The sequence below is a fragment of the Mycobacterium sp. SMC-13 genome, from assembly GCF_045311035.1.
Lineage (GTDB): Bacteria > Actinomycetota > Actinomycetes > Mycobacteriales > Mycobacteriaceae > Mycobacterium.
Window position 1 is genome coordinate 83,263 of sequence record NZ_JBJIAI010000011.1, and the last position, 15,183, is coordinate 98,445.

General features: G+C 64.2%; 14 protein-coding genes. 9 read left to right on the forward strand and 5 right to left on the reverse strand.

Annotation, left to right across the window (positions count from 1 at the left end; translation table 11 throughout):
* Window positions 1-9: 9 nt before the first annotated feature.
* The 5 genes from ACJH6I_RS17605 (at window position 10) to ACJH6I_RS17625 (ending at window position 3,186) form a co-directional block, all read left to right on the forward strand.
* Entirely contained in the window at window positions 10-1,284 is a 1,275-nt protein-coding gene (locus tag ACJH6I_RS17605) for a hypothetical protein (protein WP_133428395.1), read from the forward strand.
* A gap of 78 nt (window positions 1,285-1,362) precedes the next feature.
* On the forward strand, window positions 1,363-1,989 hold the full coding sequence (locus ACJH6I_RS17610; protein WP_212811945.1) for a dihydrofolate reductase family protein: 627 nt from the start codon (window positions 1,363-1,365) through the stop codon (window positions 1,987-1,989).
* 80 nt (window positions 1,990-2,069) lie between these two features.
* Window positions 2,070-2,291: a hypothetical protein gene (locus ACJH6I_RS17615; RefSeq protein ID WP_138248766.1), complete on the forward strand. Its 222-nt coding sequence runs from the start codon at window positions 2,070-2,072 to the stop codon at window positions 2,289-2,291.
* A 15-nt stretch (window positions 2,292-2,306) separates the two neighbouring features.
* The gene (locus ACJH6I_RS17620; protein ID WP_061001018.1) at window positions 2,307-2,591 is read left to right on the forward strand and encodes a hypothetical protein; all 285 of its coding nucleotides are present in this window, start codon (window positions 2,307-2,309) and stop codon (window positions 2,589-2,591) included.
* Between the two features lie 118 nt (window positions 2,592-2,709).
* Window positions 2,710-3,186, forward strand: a complete 477-nt coding sequence (locus ACJH6I_RS17625; protein WP_064860476.1) for a DIP1984 family protein — start codon at window positions 2,710-2,712, stop codon at window positions 3,184-3,186.
* Between the two features lie 261 nt (window positions 3,187-3,447).
* Here ACJH6I_RS17625 and ACJH6I_RS17630 read toward each other — a convergent pair whose 3' ends face one another.
* Both ACJH6I_RS17630 and ACJH6I_RS17635 read right to left on the reverse strand, forming a co-directional pair.
* A complete protein-coding gene (locus ACJH6I_RS17630) occupies window positions 3,448-3,873 on the reverse strand; it encodes a type II toxin-antitoxin system VapC family toxin (RefSeq protein ID WP_064860475.1) in 426 nt (141 codons plus the stop codon).
* Window positions 3,870-4,109 carry an AbrB/MazE/SpoVT family DNA-binding domain-containing protein gene (locus tag ACJH6I_RS17635; protein WP_064860474.1) on the reverse strand — a complete coding sequence of 80 codons (240 nt, stop codon included), beginning with the start codon at window positions 4,107-4,109 and terminating at the stop codon, window positions 3,870-3,872. Before ACJH6I_RS17635 ends, ACJH6I_RS17630 begins: the two co-directional genes overlap by 4 nt.
* 108 nt (window positions 4,110-4,217) lie before the next feature.
* On the opposite strand from ACJH6I_RS17635, the gene ACJH6I_RS17640 reads away from it, so the two are divergent.
* From ACJH6I_RS17640 to ACJH6I_RS17655, 4 genes are read left to right on the forward strand one after another with little or no spacing between them, the layout of a single operon-like run.
* Window positions 4,218-5,672, forward strand: a complete 1,455-nt coding sequence (locus tag ACJH6I_RS17640) for a DUF3375 domain-containing protein (RefSeq protein ID WP_226521551.1) — start codon at window positions 4,218-4,220, stop codon at window positions 5,670-5,672.
* Complete coding sequence (locus ACJH6I_RS17645; RefSeq protein ID WP_226521552.1) at window positions 5,669-6,268, forward strand: DUF4194 domain-containing protein; 600 nt, start codon at window positions 5,669-5,671, stop codon at window positions 6,266-6,268. The genes ACJH6I_RS17640 and ACJH6I_RS17645 overlap by 4 nt, the downstream gene beginning before the upstream one ends.
* Complete coding sequence (locus ACJH6I_RS17650) at window positions 6,261-9,539, forward strand: ATP-binding protein (RefSeq protein WP_226521553.1); 3,279 nt, start codon at window positions 6,261-6,263, stop codon at window positions 9,537-9,539. The genes ACJH6I_RS17645 and ACJH6I_RS17650 overlap by 8 nt, the downstream gene beginning before the upstream one ends.
* Window positions 9,532-10,671: a DUF3322 domain-containing protein gene (locus ACJH6I_RS17655; RefSeq protein ID WP_226521554.1), complete on the forward strand. Its 1,140-nt coding sequence runs from the start codon at window positions 9,532-9,534 to the stop codon at window positions 10,669-10,671. The genes ACJH6I_RS17650 and ACJH6I_RS17655 overlap by 8 nt, the downstream gene beginning before the upstream one ends.
* On the opposite strand, the gene ACJH6I_RS17660 is transcribed toward ACJH6I_RS17655, so the two are convergent.
* The 3 genes from ACJH6I_RS17660 to ACJH6I_RS17670 all read right to left on the reverse strand — a co-directional run bounded on the left by ACJH6I_RS17660 (window position 10,654) and on the right by ACJH6I_RS17670 (window position 15,183).
* On the reverse strand, window positions 10,654-11,055 hold the full coding sequence (locus tag ACJH6I_RS17660; RefSeq protein WP_226521555.1) for a PIN domain nuclease: 402 nt from the start codon (window positions 11,053-11,055) through the stop codon (window positions 10,654-10,656). The two genes, ACJH6I_RS17655 and ACJH6I_RS17660, sit on opposite strands and share 18 nt — an antisense overlap.
* Window positions 11,052-11,255 (reverse strand): type II toxin-antitoxin system VapB family antitoxin, encoded by a 204-nt coding sequence (locus ACJH6I_RS17665; RefSeq protein ID WP_226521556.1) that lies wholly within the window; start codon window positions 11,253-11,255, stop codon window positions 11,052-11,054. Before ACJH6I_RS17665 ends, ACJH6I_RS17660 begins: the two co-directional genes overlap by 4 nt.
* Window positions 11,256-11,853: 598 nt before the next feature.
* Window positions 11,854-15,183: a Swt1 family HEPN domain-containing protein gene (locus ACJH6I_RS17670; RefSeq protein WP_207546857.1), complete on the reverse strand. Its 3,330-nt coding sequence runs from the start codon at window positions 15,181-15,183 to the stop codon at window positions 11,854-11,856.

The window sequence follows — 15,183 nt, forward strand, 5'->3', positions numbered from 1 at the left end:
TGTTGGATCGTGGGGATCCGGAAGCTGGCACTTGCCGTGGTTACGTGCGGGTGCGTGGTCGCGGGCTGTTCGACGACCACGACCGGCACCTCGCGGTTCGGCGGTTCACTGAGCGACCCCGAACCGGACGTCAGCCAGCTGCGGACCGGTAACTACCAGATCAAGCCGAGCACCCCGTTCTTCAGCGCTGGACCCAACCCGCTCACGCAGTCGATCGTCGAATCGACCCGGATGGCCGAATACGTCGTGGGCCCTTGGGAAATCGACGCGTCGGTGACGAAGCCCGGGGCCATCGGGACCGGCACCATGACGTCGGAGTTCGGTGTCGACAACATCCTCGGGGTGTCCAAAGACAATGTGATGCAGGGCATTGCCAGAGCACACGGTCTGGTCGCCGGTTTCGGGTCGTACCGGTCATCAGGGTCCCGGGACTCCGATCTGGAAATCCAGAACGCGGTCCTGATGTTTCCCGATGATGGCCAAGCAGCGGCGGCCGCGGCAGAATTCACCGCACAGTTCGGCCCCGTCGTGGCCACTCCGTTTCCGACATATCCCGTCCAGATCTCGGTCGGTACCGGCACGGTGCCGGCGGTCGGCGTGGATTACGGCACCGGGGCCAGTGGCGTCGCGGCGTACACCGCGCAGGGACGTTTCGTGCTGTACCAATTCGTGAGCGCCAAAGCCACCAAGCTGACCAAGGCACCGCTGCGGGCTCAGTTGCTGACGTCCGACCTGCTCAGCAGGCAGCAGTCGCTCATCAAGAGCTTTGTGCCCACCGATCCCGCGAAACTCGCTGACCTGCCCAAAGATCCGAGCGACGATCAGTTGCTGTCGAAGACCATCACCACTCCCGATCGGCAGCAGGGCGTACTGATCGGGACGTGGCGACCGCGGGCGTGGCTGCATTTCGAAACCGATCCGGTGAGCATGACGACCCAGTTCGAGCGCGCCGGCGTCCAGTGGGTGACACAGCGGTGGGGCCGGGTCTACCAGGCGCCCAATGCGGATTCGGCCGCGCAGCTGCTGGACGCCACCAGCGCTCTGATCATGAAGAATCCGGATGTGCAGATGGCCGGGCCGGTGCCGGGGTTCCCCGGTGCGCGCTGTTTCGAGCACCTCCGCGACTATGCGCAACCGGACGCGACGGTGACATGGCGCATCCTGGGGTGGCACTACAGCTGCCTCGCCCGCACCGACAGATTTGTGTTCCAGGTCTTCGCCGACGATGAAACCGCTGTGGACCAACAGATTTCGGCGCAGTACCGGGTGCTGTCCGGGAAGTAGCCGGCCGCGCCGATGAGTTTCACCGAGTCCGCTGGTCTACCTCATTGACACACACCACCGACTCACCAGGAGCTGGAAATGGGCCAGATTCACCTCGCGTTGTTCGCCACTCTCGACCTCGTCGGGCAGGCGCCCGGCGGTCCCGGAGAAGACCCCGACGGGGGTTTTCCATTCGAAGGCTGGCAGGCACCGCTGATCGACGAGGTGTCGGGGGAGCAGGTCGGCGCCGCGTACGAAGGCACCGACGCGCTGCTGCTCGGCCGGCGGACGTACGACATCTTCGCGGGCTACTGGCCGCACCAGGACGACGAATTCGCGGCCATGTTCAATCGCATCCCCAAGTACGTCGCCTCCCGCGGCGAGCCCGATCTGTCGTGGTCCGGCTCGACGCAGATCGGCACGGATCTGGTCAGCGAAGTGCGGGAAATCCGTGATCGCCACGAGCACGTGAAAGTGGTCGGGAGTTTGAACTTCGTGCAGACCCTGTTGCGCGAAAAACTATTTGATCGCATCGACCTCTGGGTGCATCCTATTGTCCTGGGGGTAGGCAAGAGGGTATTCGATGGCGGTCCGGTGCCGTCGAACCTGACGCTGCTCAAGCCGCCGGTATCGAGCCCGGCCGGCATCGTGTACCTGCAGTACGGATTGGCCGAGGGCGTACCGGCGACGGGGGACATGAGCGAACCGGATCGGGGGGACGTTTAATTGGTACGGACTGGACCCGCGGCGTACTCGCCGGAGCGGTCTCAGGGGGAGTCGGCTGGGGTCTGTTGGCGGTCGGGGCCATGGGCCCCGGTGATGATCCGCACCTCGACCGGGTAGCTGGAACGAATTTGACTGCAGCGGTGAGTGTTTCGCTGATATGTCGACTGATTGCAGCACTGTTGTTGCGCGCGCGGGTACTCAGCAGCGTCGCTGTGGCGCTGGTGGTCGCACCCGTGAGCGTTTGGTGCATTGTCGGTCTGCTGTACCTGCAGGCCGTTGCCACGGTGACGGTGTGTCGCTGACCAGAGGAGGTGCGCATGTCCTTCGAGCATGAGAGCACGCTCGACCCGCGGATCGAGCGCGAGGTTGATCCGCGATATCTGTTCGGCGGCTACGCGCTCGGCCTGGTCGTGATGTCCCCGGCGCCGCTGTTGTACTACTGGCTGTTCGCGCCGGCGGGCGCGTTGCTGGTCGCCGCGGCCGCGGTTCTGGTCGCGACGGTGCGGCCGCGGTTTGACGACGTGGCATGTGGCGCATTCTTTGCCGCCCTGTTCGGCCTGGTTGCGGTGCTCGTGCTGTTCTTCGTCGGCGCGCAGGGCTGATCGCCACCGACCGTCTGGCCTGCTGAAAAATACGTTGCCGGCCAAGCCTTTTCCGCTCATCATGGTTCGGGCCGAGAAACGAACGCTCGGCCGGTGCCATCAGGAGCGAGGTGAAATCATGAAGTTGGCAGAAGCTTTGTCGTTGCGTGCGAACGCAGTTCGCCGTATCGAGCAGTTGCGCGTGCGCGTCGTGGGTAACGCACGGTTCCAGGAGGGCGAAGTGCCTGCCGAGGACGCCGCGGCGCTACTCGTCGAGATCGACGGCGCGCTGGACGAATACGAATCCCTGATCCGGCGGATCAACCTGACCAACGCGGCCAACTCGGTCGGGGCGGACGGCACGCTGACCGACGCCCTCGGGCGGCGCGACGCGCTGCGCTTGCGGTACCACGTCCTGACCACGGCCGCGGATGCAGCCGCGGGTGCGGGCGCGGGCCAGTACGGCTACTCGCGGCAGCTGCGTTCGGAGCTGAAGATGTTGTCCGCCTTGTCCGTTGGCGATCTGCGGGCGCGGGCCGACCAGGTGGCGCAGGAGTTGCGCGAGCTCGACGTCCGGATCCAGAAGGCCAACTGGGAGATCGAGCTGCTGGACTGACAGCAGCATGGTGTAGCAGGTAGTTGTCGCAGGGGCGTGCACAACCCGCAAAACGGCTCGTCACCGTTTCCGGTGCGCGGAGGGCAGCGCAAATGGGTTCAAATCCCGCCATCACATCGCAGCCCAGCAGTGTGCACAGGTGACAGAGCACGAGGCACAACGCATCACCACGTGCAGATCTACGACGACGAGGGTGGGCAAGGGGCCTACACCGCGATATCGGTGCCAGGTTCTGGTCGGGCCGCGCCCGCCGAAGACAGGTCAGGCGCCGGCCAGCACTTCCGTGTTCACCCCGATGGCGTCGTAGGTTGCCTTGGCTCGTGCATCGCGAGTGACCAGGACTGCACCGTGCTCATGAGCAGCCAACGCGACCAAGCCGTCATAGGTGGCGCCACCGGCGACTCCGCGACGGGCGAATTCGCGATGGGCACCACCTGCGGCATCGGCACTCAGCTGAAGGGGCTCTGGGAAGTTCTCGTCGATCAACGTCACCGCATCAGCGGGGTCGACGCGAGCATCGCCGGGCAGACGCGTCAGAACCGAGTATGTCTCGGCCAGCGCATGCCCGCTGAGCCCAAGACGTCGGCCCATTGCCCATTGCGAGATCGCGACATGCTGCGGATGCGAGGTCACAAGCAACGGCACCGCCACACTGGTATCGATTGCCGTGACCTGCTGCGACGTCAGCGTCGCCCCGAATCGATGAGCGCGAACATCATTTCATCGGTGACGACTGTGTGTGCGTTGGCGACGAGGCGCCCGTCCTTGTTTCGCACGAGTCGCGCGCTGCGACCGCCGGGGACAATCTGCAATCCAGGGCCATATGCCGAAATGTCGACCGTCGAACCAGGCGTCAGTCCCAACGCGTCGCGCAGTTGCTTGGGCACCAAGATGCGGCCGCCCGAGTCGATTACCGCTTCCATGGGACTATGATACCAGTAAAATCCCATTTTTGGGTTTGCGTCTTTTGGGAACGGATCACTCCACAAGGCGGAGAGAGTCTTGTCGGCCCTTCCGGCTAGTCTCGCACCGTGGCGATAACGTCCGCGGTCTTGCGCTTGCGGCGCCTGCAGCAGGAGGCGCCGGAATGGTCGCTGCTGAGAGCCCGAAATGCGGGGTTGATCATCGCCGTGGTCCAGGCCTACTTTCCGCCTGAACGACGTGTGCGCCCGGCGGCCGACGTGGTCGCCGAACTCGACCAGGATCTCGAACTCCTCCGTGGGACCGGAGCTGAATTCGATTCGACTGCAACAGCGTACGTCGCGAGTTGGGTGCATGACGGCTACTTGGTCCGGCGTCCCGGCCAGACGCGGGGCACCGAAACGTTGGCGCCATCGGCGGCAGCATTGAACGCCGCCGCAATGGTGAACGGAATCGATGCGCCGCAACGTACCGCGTCGGCCTCACGGCTGGGTTCGATCGCCGCTAACCTCATTGCACTGCAACGTGATTCGGATCCCGTTTCGGCATCGCGGCTCGCGCTGCTGGAGGCCGAACGCAAGGCCGTCGAGCAGCGCATCGAAGAAGTCGAACGCGGCGAGTTCGCGGTGCTCGATGCGGAGAGCGCAAAGGAGCGGGTCGCCGAGACGCTGGGCCTGGCGCAGGAGGTACCCGTGGATTTCGCCCGGGTGCGGTCGACCATCGAAGAATTGAGCCGGGACCTCCGGGCCAAAATCCTTGACGACACTGCTGAGGGTGGCGCGACGTTGGGTAACGTTTTTCGCGGAGTGGATCTGCTGGCTGATTCAGAGGCCGGGCGCTCGGTGAACGGCTTCTACGACGTGATCCTGGACGCTGAACAGTCGACCCGCCTCCAAGAAGCGATCACCGCCATCCTGTCGCGCGACTTCGCGGCCGAGTTGACTCCTCAGATGCGTACCGACCTGAGCACCCTGCTCACCCGACTGGAAGACGAAGCCGCCACGGTACGCCAGACCATGATCCTGCTGTCCCGATCGCTGCGTCATTTCGTGCTGTCACGCCAATACGAGGAGCATCGGCGACTCCGCCAACTGATTCAGCGCTGCCAGTCACTCGCTGTGCAAGTGAGTGCCCAGCACCGACCCGAGAAGTCAATGAACTTGGAACTCACCAGAATTGGCATGCAGGTTCGTTCGATCGCCGCCCTCAAGTTGCACAACCCGGGCGAAGGCCGGGTGCCTACGGAGTTCGATCGGCATGACACCGACGAGGTCGACTTCGCCGAACTCGCTGCGCAGGCACATGAATCCGACATCGATTTCGAGGAACTCCGCAGCAACATCGTCGCCAGTCTCAGCCAGTCGGCTGGACCGGTCACCGCAGGGCAGGTCTTGGCCGAGTTCCCTGCCACCCAGGGCCTCGCCAGCATCGTCGGCCTGATGGTTCTCGGCGCTGAGCACGGCGCCGTCTGCACCGACACCAGCGAACGGGTCGCTCTGGACCGACGCACCGTTGTGCTTCCTACAATCACCTTCAGCCCTGACACATTCGAGGATCACCGGTGAATCCCGAGGAGACCTTTCCGTTCGAGGCAAAGCGTGCGCTGGTCCAACTGCTCCGCGGTCCGGTGGTGACGCATGATGCGCATCGACAGCAATGGTCGGCAATTCTCGCCCACCGCAGCGAAATCGAACGCCGACTGGCCGACGTGTTCCTCGACCTCGTCCTCGACGAGGACGACGGCATCGCGTTCACCCGGCCGCAGCCCGCACCCGATGACCCCAAACTCGCTCCACCGCAGGTACTTCGGACAGAGACGCTGACCTTCATGGACACGCTGGTGGTACTCGCGTTGCGCTACCAGTTGCTCGTGGCACCGCCTGGACAACGGGTGATCGTCGAATACGACGACATCGCCGCCGACATGGAGCCCTACCGCGGGCGCTACACCACCGATGCGGGCGGCTTCCGGAAGCGGATCAACGCGTCGTGGGAAAAGATGAAGAAGTACTCGCTGATCTCCGCCGCTGATACCGCGGGCCGGTTCGAAGTATCACCCGTGCTCCGTCAGTTGTTCGACGCGGACGAGGTTGCGCTGGTCGAGGCCGAGTACCAACGGCTCTTGGATGTCGAGGACGATGCCGAGGTCGACGATGAGTGAGGACGTGTTCCGGCTGGGTCAGCACCGCCTGGCACGTGTGCAGCTGTTCAATTGGGGTACCTACGACGGCTATCACGACCTGTCGGTGGCACGCCGTGGCTTCCTGATCACCGGTCCCTCCGGCTCGGGCAAGTCCACATTGCTCGACGCGATCTCCACAGTGCTGGTGCCGCCGACGAAGCTCAGTTTCAATGCGGCCGCGCAGGGCCGCGGCCGCACCGTGGCGTCCTACATCCGAGGTGCGTACGCGCGCGGATCCGACGCGGACACCCGCGAATTGCGGTCGCGCTACCTACGGGAAGGAGCGACCTGGAGCGCCGTCGGGCTGACGATGACCACCGCCGACCCCGACGGGGATACCGTCACGACATTGGTCGCACTGTTCCACCTCAAGCGCGGCAGTAACGATCTCGGCGAATCGGGCCGCGCGTTCCTGCTTTTCGACCACCACCTGGACATCACCGAATTGAGACACGTGGTCTCCGACGGCATCGACGTTCGCGGGTTGAAGAAGCGCTGGCCCGACGTGCTCTACAACAAGAGCTACCCCCAGTTCGGTCAGCGGCTCCGTGCCCGGTTGGGGATCGCCGACGAGAACGCGCAACTGTTGCTGCACCGTGCGATGTCTGCCAAAGGGCTCGACAGTCTCGACCGGCTGTTCCGCGACTACATGCTCGACGAACCCGACACTTTTGCCGAGGCTCGTCGCGCCGTCGAGTTCTTTGCCGACCTCGACGAGGCGCATCGCAGGGTCGTACAGACGCGCGAGCAGATCGCCGCACTGACACCGCTGGAGGAGTGGACCAAAACCCGGGACCGGGAGGCGCGACAGACCCAGGAATTCGGCGAGGAGCTGGCGGCGCTCGACGGCTTGGCCGCGCGCTTCGAACTTGATCTGGCGCAGGGGTGGCACGCCGACGCAGAGGCCGCGCTCGCTGACGCCGTCACGCGTGACGAACATGCGAGTGCGGCCCGTCATCGTGCTGCCACCGCGCTGAAGGATGCCGAGCGTGCGCGTGACGGAAATCAGTCCCTGCGTGAGCTCACCGATGCCCTGGATAGCGCCGACGAAGCGGTCCGCCGGGTGGTCACGCAGCGCGCCCGATTAGATGCGGCTTTACGGCCCTGGGATACGACTGTTCCCGATACCGCCGAGGGCTTCGCCACCATGTGCTCGCAGATCGCAAGGGAGGCAGCTGAACTCGAGGCTGGAGCCGGTGCACACGACGCCGCGCACAGCGCCCTGATCCTCGCTGCCGCGCGCGCCGACGAACAGGTTACCGACCTCAAACAGCAGATCTCTTCGCTCGCCGGGCAGAAGTCGAACCTGGACCACAGGCTGCTGGCGGCTCGTGAGCTGGTCATGCGCGCGACCGGGCTGCCGGCGCGATCGTTGCCGTTCGCCGGCGAGTTGATCGACGTCACCGATGCGAATTGGGCGGGCGCCGCCGAGCGGGTGCTCGGCGGGCTGGGCCGCACAATGCTGGTCGCCGACGAGCACGCCGATGATGTTGCCGCTGCCGTCGATGCTGCCCATCTGGGCACGCGGCTGGTGTGGCGGCGCGTGGATGTGCATCGCACACACCGGATTTCGGCTGTCGATGCCGATTCGATCGTGAATGTGCTCCAGATCGCCGAGGGGCGATGGCAGCACTGGCTGCATTTCGAACTCGTATCCCGATTCGACTACCGCCGTGTTGGCGACGCGCGGGAACTGGGCCGGCACCACCGCGCCGTGACCCGCGCCGGACAGACCCGCGACGGCGACCGGCATATCAAGGACGACCGGTCGGCGATCGACGACCGGCGGCACTACGTGCTCGGCACCAACAATGACAGCAAGCTCCAGGCCCTGCGCGACGCCCTGCGTAAGGCTGAATCCGATGCCGACTCCGCACACCGTCGCGCGCGTGCTGCCCGCGCCGAATCCGAACAGCGTCGGGACCGGGTCCAGTCAGCTCCAGGGATCGTCGCAGTCGAATGGGACGAGCTCGACCTGTTGGCCGCGGAAGCTCACCGTCTGGATGTGGCCGAGCGTCTCGCAGCACTGCGGGGCGACGTCGAGATCGACCGGCTGGAAGCCGCAGTCGTCCAGGCGCGAGGCGAGGCGACTCGAGCTGAAAAGGCATACGACGAGGCGCACGAGGCGCTGTACTCAGCGCGCCAGCACGCACAGAATGTCGCATCCCGCATCGACGACCTGAAACGCACAGCGGCGGCGAGCGACGAGCCGTCTCCCGATCTGACCGAGCGCTACCGCGCTCGATTCGACGATGGCAAACGTGCGGCCCTGCGGCTCAACGGCTTTCCCGCTGCAGAACGGGCGGTGGCGAACCAGATTCGGGGCGAATATTCGGCGGCCGAGAAGAAGCTGCTGCAAGCGCAACACGCTATCGAGACTGTGCTGCAGCAGTACCTCAACCGCTGGCCGCACCCCGAACTTGCTGCCGAGCACGGATACGCCGACGATGCCGTGGCATTCCTGCGCCGGCTGCGTGCCGATGACCTGCCCAGCGTGGAAAATCGATTCTTCGATCTCAACGATCGGCAGTCGAATCAGAACCTCGGCACGCTCGCGCTGCGAATCCGGCGCGCGCCCGGCGAGATCCGTCGCCGGATCGATGAGGTCAATTCGTCACTGGCACATTCGGAATTCGACCGTGGCCGGTTCCTGAAGATCGACGTCCGCGACTCCCTGCATCCGGACGTGACGGAGTTTCTGGCGGCCATCGCACGCGTGCAGGAGGGGTCGCTGCTTGCTGACGATCGGCAAGCTCAGGAGCAACGATTCGAGCGGATGCGAGAGCTGCTCGGGCGGCTCGGATCGTCCGATCCTGGTGACGTGGTGTGGCGCAATCGGTGTCTGGACACGCGGCGCCACGTCACGTTCGTCGGTATCGAGATGGATGCCGAGGGCACGGCGGTCAACCACCACGATTCTTCGGACGCGCTGTCCGGTGGGCAGGCGCAGAAGTTGGTGTTCTTCTGTCTGGCCGCGGCCCTTCGGTACCAGCTCGTCGGGTCGGATGCCGACGTGCCCAAGTACGGCACGGTGGTCCTCGACGAGGCATTCGACCGGTCGGATCCTGAATACACCCGCCGTGCGGCAGATGTGTTCGATCAGTTCGGTTTTCACCTTGTGCTCGCCACACCACTGAAGATGATCAAGACACTGCAGGACTACGTCGGCGGGGTAGCCACTGTGTCGATCCGAGATTCGAAGGCATCCCGGTTGGGGGTCGCATCCATCGGTGAGGCGGCTGATGGCTGAGCCACAAAAACTCGTGCTGCCCAAGGACGTCGTGGCGCGGGCACGACGGACGGTGGACCGCCATCTCAAATCGTGGTTGTTCGGTGCTTCCGTCGATGCGTTGACAATAAGACTGGGTAGCCCGAGCGAGGCGGCCGTCGCGGCCCAGCGTGCGGTCGTCGAGAACTGGGTCCATGCCTGGCAAGACTCGCGCCTCGATGTCCGCTGGGAGGAGCGGCGGTGGCCCAGCCTTGGTAGGCAACTGCTACCGGTCGTGGTGACCATCGAGGGTGCGGATGCGATTGTCGCGGCTGCAGGTGAGACCCGACGCTGGCAGTCTCTGCAACAGCGCCGCGCGCAGCTCCAGGCGCTCGATGATGGGCCGCAATGGTCGGCGGTCCTGGTCGAGACGTTCCGGTACTGGAATTCCTTGGCCGACAACGACTTCGACCGGCTCCTGGCTACGGTTCGCTGGTTACGTCAGAATCCGGACTCCGGCCTGCTGATCCGTCAGCTTCCGATTCCCGGTGTCGACACCAAATGGCTGGGTACACACCGCACTGCGGTGACGGCGCTAGCGGTGCCGCTCGGTGTGCCTGAGCATCTGGGACTGCGGGAGCGTGAACTACTGCGGGCGGTCGTAATCGCTGACCCTGCTCTGCGACAAGGTCTTCCGCGTATCTTTGCTGCCCCGGACCGGGAGGTGGCGGGGCTTGACCTTGCGGCGTCGCAGGTGTTGGTTGTCGAGAACCTACAGACCCTCGAAGCGCTACCTGACGTGCCCGGCACGGTCGCGGTGTTCGGTTGGGGCGACCATGCGACCGCGGTGGCCGGATTTCCGTGGGTGCAAAATGCACGGCGCGTCATCTACTGGGGTGACCTGGATGCCGACGGGTTCGACATTCTGGCCCGTTTCCGGGCCGAATGTCCTTGTGAGAGCTTGCTGATGGATCACGCCTCGCTGGAGCGCTGGCATGACCTTGCCGTGCCACACGCTGCGAGTGGGTCAGTCGATGTGGTGTGGTTGACCGAAACCGAGCGCGCAGCATTGGGCGTGTTGCAGCGCGATGGCCTACGCCTGGAGCAGGAGCGCATTCCGATTGGCGCCGCGGTGGAGTTGTTGATGGCGGCTGGGTCAGTCCGGCCGCGGTGAGGTATCCAGCTGTAGCGATGTATGCCGCGCAATCGCGTCGAAGTCGCTGTCGGAGTGCAGGATTGGAATCTGTTCGCGTATGGCATGCGCGGCGATGAGGCAGTCGATCAGCTTGCGTACGGTTTCACCGCGACGCCGACAGACGCGGTAAATAGCTGCGGCGTCTTCATAGTCAGTGGGGGATGTCGGTAGAGTCTGTGCGCGTGCCAACAGGCCACGAAGATCCTTGAGGTGGCGGTCGTTTCGGGCCCCGGCGAGGATTTCCATCTGGACGGGGGCGCAGATCGCAATCGGCTCGGCGAGTAGCTCGTCGACTCGCTCGCACACGCTGCTCCCGGTGTTCCTTAGAAACTCGATCCAGGCTGACGTGTCAACGAGGATCATTGGACGCGGTCGCTGCGCAATTCATCGAGATCGGCGTCCCATCCCGACCCCCGGAGCCCTCGGGCTGCTTTGAGGTCCAGTGCTTCCTGCGCGAGATTGCGTAGCGCGAAGTTCACCGCATCCCGCTTGCTGGTCAAGTGGAACCTGCGCATGACGACCTCGCACGCATGGTCGTCGATGTCGATGTTTGTGCGGGTCATACACCAAAGATACACCGAAGGTTGTGTACCTGCGCTCGAATCCTTCACTGTTCGCTGAACGATGGGGATGCAGGTTGGTGTCAACCGGTTTCGTGGGTGGCGTCAACGTGGCCGCGAGCGCGAACGGGTCGAGGCCATCAAGGGTTGGGAAGCGCTGTGTCAACAGGCGCCCGCGAACACGGCCACGGCCTGGCGCGAGCTTCGCACACGCCCAGATCATCTCGGCACCACCAACTCAAAGGTCGCCTGGCGACGGCAGCGCATGGCGGTGTCGAGATGGACCAATGGCAGTACGAAGTGACCGGCGCGGGGCGACTTTGGTACCTCACGCCCAGCGTTTATGTAGCACGTCTGACAGCCCGATGGCCATGGTGGCGGTACGTCGATTACGCCCGGCGGGACAACTCCCGCGGACACCCGCGAGTCGGCAGAATGCCGTACGAGCTGTGAAGGATTACCTCGACTACACGGCGTTTTCCCGAACAGGCCTGATCAGGTAATTGGTTTCGGCGGAGCACTACACCGTCGACGATGCGACGTACGCCGTCGACAGCCTCGCCGTTGACTGGAACGTGCAGGCCGCGAAGTCCGCGCGAAGCTAGCTCTCCTCAAACCCAGACTGATCGAACTTCAGCGTTTTGGCGTTCTCGGCGACCGTGCGAATCTTGTTCTCGTCGAACCCGTTTGAGTCGACAGCCTCGATTTCGATTCGCACCACTAGTTCAATTCCTTGGTCGCGCAGGTTTGCGATGACCTCATCCGCGATGTTCTTGAAATCGAGCGCGATCTTGTCCGAGCTGAGGGTCTTCACGCCGTAGAAGCGGGTCTTGGCCGGCGGGAACCCGACGTCGACGCCTGGTCCCTTGGCCGGCTGCGGTTTCGTTGGCGACGGACTGGGATCCCCAGATTCGGGGGCAGGCTCTTCTTCGGCACGCTGCTTGGTGGCAACATCGGGGCGCACGAGCAGGAGCGAGTCCGTGGCAACCGGTGCGGAATTGGCATCGCCAGGAATCCACAAGCCGACGTACCGGCCGTCTTGGTAGCCGGTGGCCAACGCGAAAGCATCGGTCTCCCAGATCAGGGGAAGCTCACGGACGCCTTCTTGCAACACTTTCCGATCGCGGAGGCGCGGCATATAAGGATACTGGCAGTACAGCTCCCACAGCGCGCCGAGCGTAACGTGCCCGTCTTTCCAGATCTGTGGGACCTTGTTGATGGCAAGCCGAACGGTCACGGCGGCCTGCTGTGTTGACAGATCCCCGTCGCTGCCGAGACGACGGGACACTCGTTCGGCCAGTGACTCCGACTGTCCTTCCACCTTGGTCTCGCGCAGGATGAAAGGCGCTCCCGGATCGGGCTGTGACGGAATGAGGGCCCACGTAAATGTTTGCAGCAGACGCGATTTGACCGTCTGGTCGGCCGTTGCCTGCCGCTGGGTGGCCTGATCCTTCTGGTTCGTGGTGAGATCCAGATCGGCCTCGTTGGCCAGGACGTGGCTCCAGCCGAGGTAGTCGCGCACCGCGTTGTCGAGCTCTTCGAGTCGTGCTTCGTCGGCGGCCAGAAACACGAGCATGTTGCGGTTGGAGCGGTTCGCAGTGCCACGCTGCTCCGTTGCCTTGTGCGCGAAAGCCTTTGCCGCAGAATCGGTACCCCGCTTGTGTGCGACCTTGGGATGCAGGATCACCAGCCGGGCTTCATCGGTATCAGGAGTATCGGCATTCGATTCCGGGCACACGTGCACACCGGCGAAGTCGCCGCGGGTACGTGCTTGGGCTTGCAGACGGAGCGCGATTTCAGCCCAGACGTCTTCCTTGTGCAGGCGCTCGGCTTGGTCCTTGGCGGTACGAGTGATGTTGGCCTGCAGGTCATACCAGTACTTGCCGGACCCCAAGTAGAAGTAGGTAGCCCGATCGCCGAGCTGAGTCAGCGCGGCATGGAAGTTGCCGGGGACATCGCCGGGCACCGCGGTTCCCAGGAAGACACGTTGGGTTTCGAGCCCCTTGTGCGCCGAGCCGATCGTCGGTACGGCGCCGAAGAACACGGTTCGAGCGAGACGTTTGGTCAGGGACCGCTGACCGAACAGCGGCTTCGCAACGTCGATGCGGGCCGGTTCGGAGTTCGGGCCGTCGACATCGGCGTCGATCACGGCCTTCCACGAATCTTGGAGGTAGCTGGTCAATTCCGAGTTCACCCGTCCGACCGCCAGCGGTATCGAGCCCGGCATGATCAGCGGTGACGAGTCGTCACCGGTCCACAGCGCGTGGATCACGGTGCTCATCAGGCGCAGAACTCCACGGGTGCGCTGGAACCGCTCCAGCGACGACCACTCCTCGTAGAGACGGTCGAAGAGTTCGGGGTGAATGGGATAGGTCCGTTTGATGCGGTCCTCGTAGGCCGGCTCCCGGGATTCTCGCGGGAAGTCGTCGTTGTACTTGCGGTAGAAGTCGACATAGGCGCGCGCGGTAGCGCCGATCGATGCCAGCGCAGCCGCGTCGGGTTGTTGGAACAGTCGTTGCCGCACGATTTGATACGCCTCAAGCGATGATGCAGGACGCCACTGGTCGGCGAGACGGCCAACGACGCGCTGCAGGCGATGTAGGGCCTCCAGTCCGTTGGAGCCGCCGACTTCCTCGGCGCTTCCGGCGATGGGCTCTGAACTGTCGATGGCGTTGGAAGCCGGTATCGAAATGACCAGCAACACGCCGGACGTTCCTTTGGCGGCTTCGGTGAGCGATTGCGCGAAGGTGAACTGGTCATCGAACGTGCCACCGGCGAGGTCATCGCGTCCGACGAGTGAGCGGGCGTAGGCAACCCATTCGTCGATGAGTATGACCGCGGGGGAGTACTTCGCCAGCAGTTCGTGGAGCGCCGCGCCCGGAGGCGTTCGGTTGACATCGGCTTCGGCGACAAGTGCGTACGCCTCCGCGCCGCCCAACTGCCAGGCCAACTCGCCCCACAGGGTGTTGACGTGAGGGCCGTCCGTCTTGGGTTCGCCGGCTGGGCTGAAATGATTGCCGACGATCGCGACGCGGTTCACCATGCCGGCTTGGTAACCGTTGGTGGTCAGCAAGTCTGCGGTCTCCTGCGGGAAATCACCCACCGGAAGCCCGGCCGCGACGTGCCACAGGGCCAGCATCGAGTGCGTCTTGCCGCCGCCGAAATTGGTCTGCAGGTTGATCACCGGCGGCGCGTTGTCGTCGCCGGACAAGCGCCTGACGGCACGGCCGACGAGATCGGTCAGTCCCTCTGTCAGGTAAGTGCGTCGGAAGAACGTCACCGGGTCGGCATAGTCCGAATCCTGTTCTCCGCCGAAGGCAACCTTGTGGAGGTCAGCCGCAAATTCGGAGGACGCGAAGTTTCCCGTCGCAACATCATCGTGCGGTGGCAGCACTTCCCGCCACGGCTGGAGGCCGGCGGCCTCGGGATTGTCGACAGCCGCCTTGAGTACCTTCTTGTCGTCTTTGTCCGCGGTAACTCGGCGCAGATTGCGCTTGATGGTTTGGACTTCGTCCGCCTCGGTGCTGCCGCCGATCAACCGCAGCAGGCGCTCGGCAGTGTCCAAGGTGCGGTAGGCATCGTCGTCGCTGAACGAACCGTTGTGTGCCCACGTGTTTCGCGCCTCCCGAAGCTCAATGGCGAAGGACTCCCCGGCCCTGCCGAGCGCTTCGTTGAATGGGTACCAGCCCTTCCTGAACCCGCCGGTGATGTTGCCTTCGGTCAGCATCCGCAATTGCACCTGCGGGTCGAGTGGCTCGTATGTCTTGGTCGACGGGGCGCCGTTTTTCGAGTCCTTGTTCTGGACGAGTTTGGGCCAGGCCGCGCCGAGGGCTGGGTCGCCCTGTCCGATCACTGAGGAGATGAAGTCGTCCAAGGCAGGCGCGATGACCTCGAACATGCGGTTGATGCGGTCGCGATTGCTCAGCGCCAT

Coding starts and splice junctions, on each gene's coding strand:
- ACJH6I_RS17610 (WP_212811945.1), top strand. CDS start 1,363: ATGGGCCAGATTCACCTCGCGTTGTTCGCCACTCTCGACCTCGTCGGG.
- ACJH6I_RS17615 (WP_138248766.1), top strand. CDS start 2,070: ATGGGCCCCGGTGATGATCCGCACCTCGACCGGGTAGCTGGAACGAAT.
- ACJH6I_RS17620 (WP_061001018.1), top strand. CDS start 2,307: ATGTCCTTCGAGCATGAGAGCACGCTCGACCCGCGGATCGAGCGCGAG.
- ACJH6I_RS17625 (WP_064860476.1), top strand. CDS start 2,710: ATGAAGTTGGCAGAAGCTTTGTCGTTGCGTGCGAACGCAGTTCGCCGT.
- ACJH6I_RS17635 (WP_064860474.1), bottom strand. CDS start 4,109: ATGGAAGCGGTAATCGACTCGGGCGGCCGCATCTTGGTGCCCAAGCAA.
- ACJH6I_RS17650 (WP_226521553.1), top strand. CDS start 6,261: ATGAGTGAGGACGTGTTCCGGCTGGGTCAGCACCGCCTGGCACGTGTG.
- ACJH6I_RS17655 (WP_226521554.1), top strand. CDS start 9,532: ATGGCTGAGCCACAAAAACTCGTGCTGCCCAAGGACGTCGTGGCGCGG.
- ACJH6I_RS17660 (WP_226521555.1), bottom strand. CDS start 11,055: ATGATCCTCGTTGACACGTCAGCCTGGATCGAGTTTCTAAGGAACACC.
- ACJH6I_RS17665 (WP_226521556.1), bottom strand. CDS start 11,255: ATGACCCGCACAAACATCGACATCGACGACCATGCGTGCGAGGTCGTC.
- ACJH6I_RS17670 (WP_207546857.1), bottom strand. CDS start 15,183: ATGGCGCTGAGCAATCGCGACCGCATCAACCGCATGTTCGAGGTCATC.